This window comes from Fischerella sp. PCC 9605, from assembly GCF_000517105.1.
In the GTDB taxonomy this organism is placed as follows: domain Bacteria; phylum Cyanobacteriota; class Cyanobacteriia; order Cyanobacteriales; family Nostocaceae; genus PCC9605.
Genome location: NZ_KI912148.1, coordinates 2011654 through 2022793, shown reverse-complemented (window position 1 = coordinate 2022793; position 11140 = coordinate 2011654). Strand labels below are relative to the sequence as shown.

The following is an 11140-nucleotide window of genomic DNA, read 5'->3' as shown; positions in this document are numbered from 1 at the left end:
ACACGATTGCTTTCAGAGTCAGTTTGGAAGCGATCGCTACCTGGCAACTACAGCAGGGAACAGGCAAAAGCCCTATGCGATCGCTCAGTGCAAAGAACAACTCGGTCTTGATCGCTGCAACCTCACGTAACTTAATCCTGAACGCTCCGAAGACTTAAGCGGCATAACTAGTTATTGTGCCGTGCCAACGCAGTTACCCTCAACCCCCTTGGACATCATGCTTCATCCACCATCTCTAAAATCTGATTGTATAGAGCTGAAGATACTCTAAACTCGGACGTAGCAATCAGGGTATCCATTAACGGCTTGATAGCAACAATGAGATTTTGGTGTTTAGCCTCAACCAAAATACCCAGCAACCCAGTAATCCTTAACCCCAAGCGATTGGCTTCTGCTCTACCGCGACGCTCATCAATCAACAGTAAATCGGCATTGAGTTCTAGGGCAAGGGCGATCGCTTCAGATTCTCCAGGATCTAGCTTTACTTCGTGCTGAAGCCGTTTAACAGCGTTACGATTCACAACTTGTCTAACTTCAAGCCAGGAAGCGGCTTGAACTTCGAGGCTTCCTGGAACGGGAGGATCGATGTCTGCAAGTTCACGATATACCGCTTCAGGAATGGTGACTCGTTTGTAGAGTTGGGGCAAAAGGTGCAAGTGCTGAATTGCTGCTAAATTCGCGATAAACGATGTATCGCTGATGACAATCAAAGTCGTCCCAACTCCCGCAGGTTCTTCAAGTCAAGTTCAAAGTCTTCAACGTCGTAGGAATAGAGCGGGATATCGCGCTGCTTAAGGAGTTGGCGAAAGTTATTTGGTTGCATATCCGCTAGTTGACTGGCATAGCCCAAGCTTAAGCGACCTGTCTGGAAAAGGTATAATGCAATCTCTTGGCGAAACTCACTAGGGGTAAGCCCAGATGCTTGCAGAATTTCGTCTGAGATTATAACACTCATAGCAGGATGGCCTCACCGATCATATTTTTAGGGTAGCTCATTGCTCGCCCACTAACTCACAAGCTATGTAATTCGCGATCGCCTTTGTTATCGAAATTTTGGGTCTAAAACCCCGTCCTAGAAGGACGGCTTTTCTTGATCTTGGACGTATTTTTTAAGAACTTCAAGTGGCGCACCACCAACAGAAGACACAAAATAGCTAGGACTCCATAAGGCTTGTTTGCCATAGGGTTTTGGGTATCCAGCTTGACCATATCTACGGCTAGATACGCCTTTTAGTGCGTTAACAATTTGAGATATTGAGAGCTTTGGTGGAAACTCAATCAATGCATGAACATGGTCACAGTCTCTCCTATTTAAAAAAGGCGGAGCCTTGCACGACGCAAAGCTTTGCGCCGTGCCACCACACCAATAAATTAGTGGGCTTGTTAAATATATATAAAGGCTCCGCCTTTTTTAAATTCATTACATCGAAGGTCAGATTCTCCATTGAATTCAAGTACATTAAAGTCCATTTTTTTAGAGACTTCTACAAATGATCTGTGGATTAGTTCAAGACTTTCGGAAGTAAAAATCTTTATTCTATACTTAGTGACGCAGACCAAATGTATTTTTAAGTCTGAAACACTATGTCTTTCATGTCTTAAACCGCTTGTCACAGTCTCTCCTATTTAAAAAAGGCGGAGCCTTGCACGGCGCAAAGCTTTGCGCCGTGCCACCACACCAATAAATTAGTGGGCTTGTTAAATATATATAAAGGCTCCGCCTTTTTTAAATTCATTACATCGAAGGTCATCTTTGACTGACCAATGTAGAATATATTTTGACAGACCAATTTTAGCACAGAGAATGAAAGCTAGATATCAGTATAGATTTTACCCAACAGACCAACAACAGCAGAGTTTAGCTCGGTTGTTTGGCTGCGTTAGGGTTGTCTGGAATGACGCTCTAGCTTTTTGCAAACAATCTGAAAAATTGCCAGGGTATAACAAACTCTCAGCAATGCTTACCCAATCTAAAAAGACTGATGAAAGAAAATGGTTGTCTGAGGTTTCTTCAGTGCCATTGCAACAGTCTCTTAGGTACTTAGATGTTGCTTACAAAAACTTTTTCAATTCTCGTAATGGGAAAATATTGGGTGGTAAGGTTGGTGTGCCTAGATTCAAGAAAAAGACTAACTCGCAATCAGCCGAGTTTACTAAAGCAGGTTTCTCTGTAAAAGATAGGGAAGTTTATTTAGCTAAAATTGGGACAATCAAACCAGTTTGGTCAAGAGAATTACCGTCTGAACCTAGTTCAGTCACGGTAATCAAAGATTGTGCTAATCGCTATTTCTTGAGTTTTGTAGTAGAAGTTGAACCCAATCTTACTGTTGCCAAAAACCAAAGCATAGGTGTTGATTTAGGTGTGAAAACTTTTGCTGTAATGAGTAATGGAGAAAAAGCTTTAAGCCCCAACTACTCAAAGCATGACCGCAAGATTCGTAAATTGCAGCGAAAATTAGCACGTCAGCAAAAAGATTCAAAAAGAAGAAATAGAACTCGCGTAAGGATAGCTAAACTACACAACCGCATTTCTGATACTAGAAAAGACTTTTTACATAAGCTATCAACCAAAATAGTTAACGATAATCAAGTAATTGTTCTGGAAGATTTAAACGTATCAGGGATGGTCAGAAACCGTAGGCTGTCTAGGGTAATTAGTTTGCAAGGATGGCGAGAATTTAGAAGCCTTTGTGAAGCTAAATCAGAAAAATTTAACCGTGATTTTCGAGTAATAGATAGATGGCAACCAACAAGTCAAGTATGCTCATACTGTAGTTTCCGTTGGGGTAAAATTGACCTTTGTGTTCGCTCAATACTCTGTTTGAGTTGCGGTACTGAGCAAGAAAGAGACGAAAACGCCTCTAGAAATATAGAAATGGTCGGCATGGGGCATCGGCACGACCTTAAACGGACGGGGAGCGACTGTAAGACTACTCCGGTAGCTAGTTGCTGTGAGCCGTCAAGAATCATCGACGTTCTACGTCGGTGAGTATGTCAAGAGGCTGTACTCCGTGATTAATTGAGAAATCTGTTGTATTTTTACGCTCGCGATCGCTCAGAGCGAAGAATAATTCAACGTTGACCACTTCATACTCACCCAACTGCTTATTTCGCTCAAGATCTATAGATCACTAAGCAGCCGAACTCGTCATCTCATTGACTTGAGATAATCGCTCAAGCCAAAGCTCCTTATAAAATTCCATCTGTTGTGGGGTGAGAAGGAATTCATTATAAGAACCATCACGAATCAAATAAATCAACGCTGCCTGTTCAACAGGATATAAAAATGCGTGAGGCTTTTCGTCTCACGCACTCTACACTTTACCTTTGATTTAGAGTGTGTTAATTAATTTACTCCCTCCACATCGAAATAATTAGCTAACGCCAACACAACCTCCTGAGTCAAACTCTCTGATAACTCTGGCAAATAGACATGGATCGCATTCCTGACAGCAGCATCGAATTCTCCAGCATTAGCCGTAGCATTACGGACAAAAGGCTCAATTAACTTGATTAATTCGTAACTGCTACTTAAGTCCGTATTCTGAATTGCCCGATCTAGAGGTGGCGCTGTGGGATCGGGGAACTCTGGTAAAATGCGGCTGACAAAGGTGACGCGGTGGAAGATGCGCCAGCAAGCGGGGCCCCCTTGGGGTTGTCGCGCTTGGCGGAGTGCTTGAGCATTGGGAGAATTATTCTCCTCTAACCAGATGGGATCGACGACGTTATTAAAGAAAGCGTCGTAATTCTGTGTATCTGGGGTGAGGTAGAAGCTCAAGAAGCGATAAGCGTTGACTTTACCGGGAGCATCCAAAGGATTGCCATTCGCATCGTATTCCCGTATGGGACGACCGGCTTCATCCCGCACCAAGTTACCCCGCTCATCCAGCCTAAATCTCTGTAAATCGCCTTGGGTGTTGTTTTTCAGGTTGATTCTAAAAGATTGGCTGGCTTCCTTTGTTTTGGCTTTGGTGAGGTTGAGGCTACCACCAAAAGACCCTTTCACCTCAAAATCAAATTCTGCACCAAACAATCCAAAGGAACCGGAAGCACTGGTGGTTGTACTACCTGTAAAACTGTAGGCTCCACTGGTGCTTTCTTGTTGCACATCCGTTGTTTCTGTAGACTCAGCATAGAGTCCACCATCGGCTGTCCAGACATAGCTGTTGACTAAGTTACGTTTACTATATTGTTCTGGTAAATCGTTGTTGGAAGTCAAAGCATCGACTAAACCACCGATCGCCACTCCAGCAGCTGCAACAATCGGCCCACCACCTGCTAATCCGGCGATCGCCCCACTCACTCCGCCAGCTAGAACACCTGTAGCACCGGGGGGTGTGGTGCGGAAGTCCTCATAGTAGGTACGCAAGCGAGTTTCTTCGGCTTGGATACGTTGACGTAAGGCGTAAGCTTCGCTGGGTTTGAAGTAACTGTACTCGCCGTAGGTAGTAGCTTCGGGATAATCCGGATCTAATACCTTGCCGTTTTGGTCGTATCCTACAGCACCATCGAGTGTGCCTTGTTTGGTGTAGCGGGGGTTGATGGGGAAGGGGATAATATTGGTATCCTTGGGAATATCGGGATTGGGAACCATCCGGAAGGCAACTAAAGCACGATTATGCGCCAAACGAATAGCATACACATCAGCAGTTTCTGATTCTACCAGAGCAAATCCTACATTCGATGGTTGGTAACGGCGAGCCATAGCTTTGTTTAGCCGTCTGTTGATATCTGAGTCTTCCCAAGCACCACCTAATCCCACTGTAGTCATTTTACTGACATTGGTTTTGTTACTTTGTTGCTGATTGCTCGACCATTTCAACTCTGTGTCTAATTTGACTGACTGACCGATTTTAGTCCCACCAGAAGCTAGTTCGATAGTAATCCCGCCACCAAAAGGAGCGATGACTGTTTCAATACTTTGCTCTAGTGTTAGGGATAAGGAACCCTCAAACGAAGAGTTGAAGCTGCTATCTTTGCTGGCGGATAGAGTATAGGAAACGCTATCAGCTTCGACAAATTCCACAGAAGTGGTATCAACATAGTCACGCAAAGAATCGTCAATTGGCCCGGCGGTAAGGTTTTTGGAAGGAACAGGGGGCGCACCTTCGATGAAACCTTTGATTTGTGGTGCAAATTGTACTTGACTAATCCATTCGGTGATGAGATTACCGAGTTTATAGCCTGTCAATAGATACCAATGACCATTTTGGACAAAACAGTAACAGCGTTTGTGAACTCCCCTAATTTCGCCATCGTTGGCGGTTTGGATGTCTGCGTATTCAGCGATCGCCGGACGGCTAGTAATATTAGTTTGGTATCTGTTACTTACACTACCCAGTGCATTCCTGACTAGGGGAATTTCATCAGACAGTGGCGCTTGGGAGAAGGTATGCTGAATATCAGCATCATTGCTAGCAGTGAGGTGATTCCCCCGCAGGCTGCTGTCATTGACGGTAGTGACTTTACCTGCGGTTGTGGGATCGGATTCAAATTCGTAGTAAGCCAGCAGGTTTTCCCGTTCGCCCTTGAGTTGTCCAAATAGGTTGTCGAGAATTTGCTCTTGGGTGCGGAACTGTTTCCAGATGCGGACTTCATCAATTGCTCCCCGGAAATCTCGACCCAAGGTAAACTGATTGTCTGGGAGGGCGATCGCACTTCTTGGGGCAATCTGTGCCGGCATACCGTTGATGTATACTTCAAGTTTGGTAGATGTTGGTGAAGGGTCAGGAACCCAGGTTGCACCGATGATTCTGGCTTCATTGTTGCCAATTAAATTGGCAGTAGTGTTACCTGAACCTTCATTAAATCGCCACTCACCCGCTAATTTATCGCGATCGCTGTTGCTTTGGTGCAATTCGTTCCTAGCTAAAGCCCGGTTCCACACACGCAAGGCGCTGATGGTTCCCAACAGATAGCGAGGATAACCATTGGCAATTGTTGTCCCTTGGGGTATACCATCACACTTACCAACTTCTAGGGGTTGTAAATTGGTGACTGGTTTACCGCTACCAGCAACGAGTTCAGTTTTCCGTAATTCTCCGTTCCAGTACAGGTTAATTGTGTAACCGTTATCACTCTGCCTGCCTGTAACGGCGATGTTCACAGGAGTACCAGGCGTAGGTGCGTTGACAGAGGCGATAACAAGGTGTGGCTGTGATTGATTATCTTCGTAACCAAAACACAGGCTATAGCTAGAAGCAGAATCCCGTCTGAGGTATAGCCAACAGGTGAGTTCGGGGTTGTCTCTGCCAATTCTGCCTTTTTGTAACAACGGGTAGAACGCCCGATCTACAGCAGGTAAAGTTACGGTAAGTTCAATAGTGAGTTGATTATCTACCCCCAAGGAAACTTGATTGCCACAATCGAGGTAACTATTTACACCATTGAATCGCAGGGCATAAGCTTCGGCGTAGGTAGCTGCGATGTGTTCCCAAGAATTTGTCCACATTGGTTCAGTGGTGGTGACGTAGCGGTTTCTTACCCCTGCTACAACGTTGTAGGCTGTCAGCCCTGATTCTACTCTAGGGAGAGTGCCGAAAATTTGCCCATCATTGGCGGTGTTACCAGTGCGATCGCTTGCTGTTCTATCTTCAAAATGATAATAAGCCCGCAGTCCTGATTCATTACCATTTAAACGGCAATCTCTAGTATTATTAATCTCAGCTTGGCTACGTACTTTTCCCCAAATCCGAATTTCATCAATTGCACCTTGGAAATAGAACTGTTTTGTGGGATTCTCAATTGTAGCAATGAGTAATGCCCCTGTACCTTGGTAAGCTGCTGTGGCTGTATCTTCAGCAACAAGCGTCCCATCTCTGTAAATGATGCGCTTGCGGCTTTGGGCATCAAAAGTACAAGCCCAGTGATGCCAATTAGTATCATTCGCAACACCAGTCGGTGTATTTAAATCGTTGCCATAAAAGGCAAAGCTAAAGACTCCATTCTGGCGGAAACCGAAGTGCAGTTGGTTATTATTGGTGGGTTTTCCTTGGGTGAGAACTGCTGAGAAGAAAGCATTAAGGCTGGCGGAATCTCGTTTTGCCCAAAATTCGACTGTGAAGGATTGATTCGCCAAGTTAATGTTAGCGGCTTGGATATAATCACTCTGTCCGTTAAATTGCAGGGCAGAATTTACAGGCTGTCCTTGAACCCCCAAACAATACCTAGATGTGGGAGAATTTTGAGAGACAATCCAAGTAACGTTACGAGAAATTTCCTTGTCGGGACGAATCCAAGCTTCTAGGGAAATGTCGCCTTGGTGTGATAACTCGGTAGCATCGCCGCTTAAATGTCCATTCCGAATTTGCAGGGCATTGCCTGGGGTGTTGGTAATCCAAGTGTTGGGCTGAGATAATCCGGTAAGGGGACGAGTAGCGAGATTTTCAATATTACCTGCGTTTGTTACTCCAGCGACTTCTACCAGAACAGAACCGTATTTGAGATTATAAGGGGCATTCATGAGAGTGCCTGTATTGCTGAAGTTGCTGTAACGGTCATAATCGTACTCAATCAAGTTGATGGTTGTACCAGCAGGCAAGGTATCTGTAAAGGTAGTTTTGGCAATGGTAATTTCTTTATCGCCAGGTGCGATCGCTTTCCTTAAGGCAATAGTTCCTTCGCCAATCACCAGCGTTGCACCCTGTTCGTAACGTTGACTCACAGGTTCCGCTAGGGTAATTGTATCAACCGTACCCGTCACATCTGCACCCAAACGACCGAGATATACGACATCCCGCGCTTTTCCACTCAACACCCGTGCCAATCCCATCGGACTGCGGGGGACTCGTTCCCAAGTTTCTGTAATTTTCAGCAAGCTATTTTCTAGGGTGACACTGCAAGTATTGGCATCTGCCCCATCGGTAATATTGACAGTAGTGCCGTCGGGATTGGCATCACTGCCCATAACCACTTTTATTTCGCTGCGTCCCAGTCCTGGAGAACGTTCGCGCAGTTCCACGCTATTAGAAAGTGAAATGCTAGCACGGGCAACATTGGTGTCGTAGGTGACAGCAAAAAACTGATCTGCACTACCCCGGAAATACAACCGCAGCATTCCATTTGCACTTTCAAATAGTTGCGGTGCATCATTTGTCCAAGCAAAATCTAGCAGTCCACCCACCAGATTAAAACCATTGGAGTCAATATGGATTAACTGCATGGGAAAAGCAAACTTACCTTGCAGTTGGGCGCGTAAATCAGCCAGTTGTGCTTGTAAGTTTTGCAGATGTTCTGTTTGTGCTGTTAGCTGCTTATTTAAGTTGGGAATAATTACCGTTTGAATGTTGGTGATTTGTTGGTTGATGTTGGCAATTTCTGAGTTGTATAAATTCAGTTGATACTGGAAACTCGAAGTAGGCAGCACCTTCGCACTCATGTAATTACTCAGAAAATAAGTGCTACCTAATCTATTTTCGTCCTCATATTGGGCGCGGGAAGATCCTTGGAAGTTTGGTTGTTCATACAGGAGGATATACAAACCTGGATCTGGTTTCACGGAGTTAATTGCAATCCGCAAAGTCGGATGTTCACCTATCCCTAACCTCTGACTAACACCTGTAAATCCAGGCTGAGAATATCCTGTAACGCCTTTACCATTTTCTAGATTTGCTTTAAGTTGTTCTCTATTTGTCCTATCTCTAATCAGTCTTTGGATTGTTGCTTGTTGAGTAGAAATTTGTTGATTGAGAGATGCAATTTCCCGTTGTGTATTGAGGATGTCTGTTTGTTCTAATTGAATGATTTGGTTAATAAAGGTATTCGGATCTTTTGTCTTGGTTTCTATTAACGGGAGACGAATATTATCGGGAATCTGCGACAAACGACCTCGTTTACTAACAGCAAAGTCAAGGACGGCAATTTTCTTCTTATCATCGTTTTCACTTGCTGTTGCTACCGCCACCATCACACGGGCATTTTGCTTGACGGGTGCAGGTGTGCCATTATGTCCCGAAGGTAGTTCTTCTTGCTGATAATACAGCAAAGCAGAGATACCTTTACCTGCAACAGTGCGATCGCCAAATCCAAAACTCGTTCGTTGGATACCCGGGTTATCGCCCACAGGTGCGTCAGATTGCACCCACTGCGGTTGTCCCTGGATACTACCATTGTTCAGCGCGTCTGTGCGATCGTAAACAGTTGTGCCGTTTCCTTCGTCAAACTGCCAATAGGTAAGTAAACCTGGTTCATTCCCCGCCTTGCGAAACTTTTTAGTTTTGGTAACTTCAATTTCGGAACGTTCCCGTTCCCAAATCGATAATTCATCAACAGTTGCAACAATAGGCGAGGCGGATTGCGATCCACCGTACAGCGAACCGACATTTCTCCCCACAACCATGTAAGTTGTCGCCTCGGAAGTCGTGGGAAACAATAAATATTGATTCTCCTCCCCATCACCATTAACAACCGCATCACCAACCTGAATTTTCACTACACCAGAATTTGCGGGTGGATTTATGGCATCTGGAGCTGGGGCAACAGAAATACTAATATGGTTCCATTGCCCAATTTTGATGACATTAGCAGCAGAGGTGACTGTCTTGGAGTTAGCAGTTACCTGCACCCCATAACCAGGAACAACTTGTCCATCAGTATTTAACTGAGTTTCTACCAAGCTGATTTGGAAAACTGCTTCTGGTGTTCCTTCTGAGTAAATCACACCAGTAGTTTCTGGTTTAATCCAAGCAGAAATATTAAACTCTTTTTTGTTGAGGACTTGCGCTTTACCTGCAATATAGGTATCAGCATCCAGCCTTAACGCTGTTTCTGCATAACCCATCTTCTCAAATGCATCTGGACTTTCTGTACCTTGAGTGTTAAAAAATCCATCAGCAGAACGTTCGATATTGTAAGCATCAATTCTGTCAGTCAGTTGATTATGGACAAATATCTGCCAACGTTTAATGTCAGGAATACTCGTTGGGACTTGCAAAACTGTAAACTGTCCATCAACCAAATTACGGATAAAATCTAACTCCATAGTTGGCTCATAAAATGGACGATTATTCATATCTGTAGCGCCTAAAGTATCTTTAGCACCACTCTTAATAATTTTATGGCGACTGCGACGATAACGAACTTCTCTAGCTGTTTTGAGTTGCGTACCGGAGAGAATAAATCTATCTACTAAGAGAGTTTGGTTAACAATCGGAATTGGTGTTTGATTATCTGAATTTATGACAGTAACATTATCAGGATTATTGCCATCGATAGACTGACGGAAAAGGTAAATATATTGTCCGTCACTCAATACTTGAAACGGTGCGTCTGCTGTTAGCCTTGCGGTTGTTGAACGAAATAAATCGATTTCTGAAGGGTTAATAGCAGGTTGATCGTTGCTTCTGACAGTTGGTAAAACTTTATTGGGAAGAATACCAAACCCAACTTGAGTAATTTCGTTGGGAAAAATCAATTCTTGGGGTGAAGGCGACCAATTTCTGGCATCAATGGGTTGGGGGTCATTTTGTTGGTCAAGAACAGTGTAATAGATGCGGCGAACGCTGTCCATTGCAAAGGATATCAATACCCCTGTATGCTCGACCAGAGTTGTATACTGATAAGCTTTGTTAGTGTATGTCTGTAAATAGTTATCCCATTGTGGCTGCATATTTTTTTCCTAGTTACTAGTTCATGTGGTGTAAAACTTTTCGTTTTGTCGCTTAGTAAAACAGAATGAAGGAAAGAACTTACACAAAGTTTATATGTGTAAGTTCTATGAATTTTGACAAATTAATCGGGAGATTCAAATCTTCGGAAACCTTTGATGACAGATTAACCTTTCTTCATCAGTTCAAATCCTTGATTTCAGTTGTTCTTTTATCTTTATATAATTTGCAAATATAAAAGTCGATACAGAAAAGTTAAGTAATTCAAGATAGAAGCTAACTTAACTCGAAACTTAACTTTTACAGCGTCATTATTTAACTAAGAGTTTATTTATCAAGTATAAATAAAATTACCGTAGTACTCAACCAAATTGATTTTGATAGGTTTGTCTTGGTGTCTTGGTGTCTTTGTGGTGAAAAAGATCATCTTGAAACCACCAAGACACTAAGACACTAAGAGTACTAGCACCAACTGTATTGCCCATTAACCTGTCAAAATCTTTATGGCAAACTAGTAGTGGCGTGGTAAGGCTAAA

At 43.6% G+C, this 11140-nt stretch carries 4 protein-coding genes and 2 pseudogenes; 1 reads left to right on the top strand and 5 read right to left on the bottom strand.

What is annotated here, in order from left to right; genetic code table 11:
- Window positions 1-215 precede the first annotated feature (215 nt).
- The 4 genes and pseudogenes from FIS9605_RS0111275 to FIS9605_RS46055 form a co-directional block, all read right to left on the bottom strand.
- Window positions 216-710, bottom strand: a complete 495-nt coding sequence (locus FIS9605_RS0111275; RefSeq protein WP_026732684.1) for a DUF3368 domain-containing protein — start codon at window positions 708-710, stop codon at window positions 216-218.
- Window positions 707-955, bottom strand: a complete 249-nt coding sequence (locus tag FIS9605_RS0111270) for a UPF0175 family protein (protein WP_026732683.1) — start codon at window positions 953-955, stop codon at window positions 707-709. The genes FIS9605_RS0111275 and FIS9605_RS0111270 overlap by 4 nt, the downstream gene beginning before the upstream one ends.
- Window positions 956-1072: 117 nt before the next feature.
- Window positions 1073-1297: pseudogene (gene tnpA / locus FIS9605_RS46060) on the bottom strand (IS200/IS605 family transposase); the annotation flags it as partial.
- Between the two features lie 110 nt (window positions 1298-1407).
- Window positions 1408-1614: pseudogene (locus tag FIS9605_RS46055) on the bottom strand (transposase); the annotation flags it as partial.
- A gap of 190 nt (window positions 1615-1804) precedes the next feature.
- On the opposite strand from FIS9605_RS46055, the gene FIS9605_RS0111260 reads away from it, so the two are divergent.
- Window positions 1805-2989, top strand: a complete 1185-nt coding sequence (locus FIS9605_RS0111260; RefSeq protein WP_026732682.1) for an RNA-guided endonuclease InsQ/TnpB family protein — start codon at window positions 1805-1807, stop codon at window positions 2987-2989.
- Between the two features lie 357 nt (window positions 2990-3346).
- On the opposite strand, the gene FIS9605_RS0111255 is transcribed toward FIS9605_RS0111260, so the two are convergent.
- Entirely contained in the window at window positions 3347-10606 is a 7260-nt protein-coding gene (locus FIS9605_RS0111255) for a LamG-like jellyroll fold domain-containing protein (protein WP_026732681.1), read from the bottom strand.
- Window positions 10607-11140: the final 534 nt, after the last annotated feature.

Excerpts from the sequence above, each read along its gene's own strand:
- FIS9605_RS0111270 (WP_026732683.1), bottom strand. The coding sequence starts at position 955 with ATGAGTGTTATAATCTCAGACGAAATTCTGCAAGCATCTGGGCTTACC.
- FIS9605_RS0111255 (WP_026732681.1), bottom strand. The coding sequence starts at position 10,606 with ATGCAGCCACAATGGGATAACTATTTACAGACATACACTAACAAAGCT.
- FIS9605_RS0111260 (WP_026732682.1), top strand. The coding sequence starts at position 1,805 with ATGAAAGCTAGATATCAGTATAGATTTTACCCAACAGACCAACAACAG.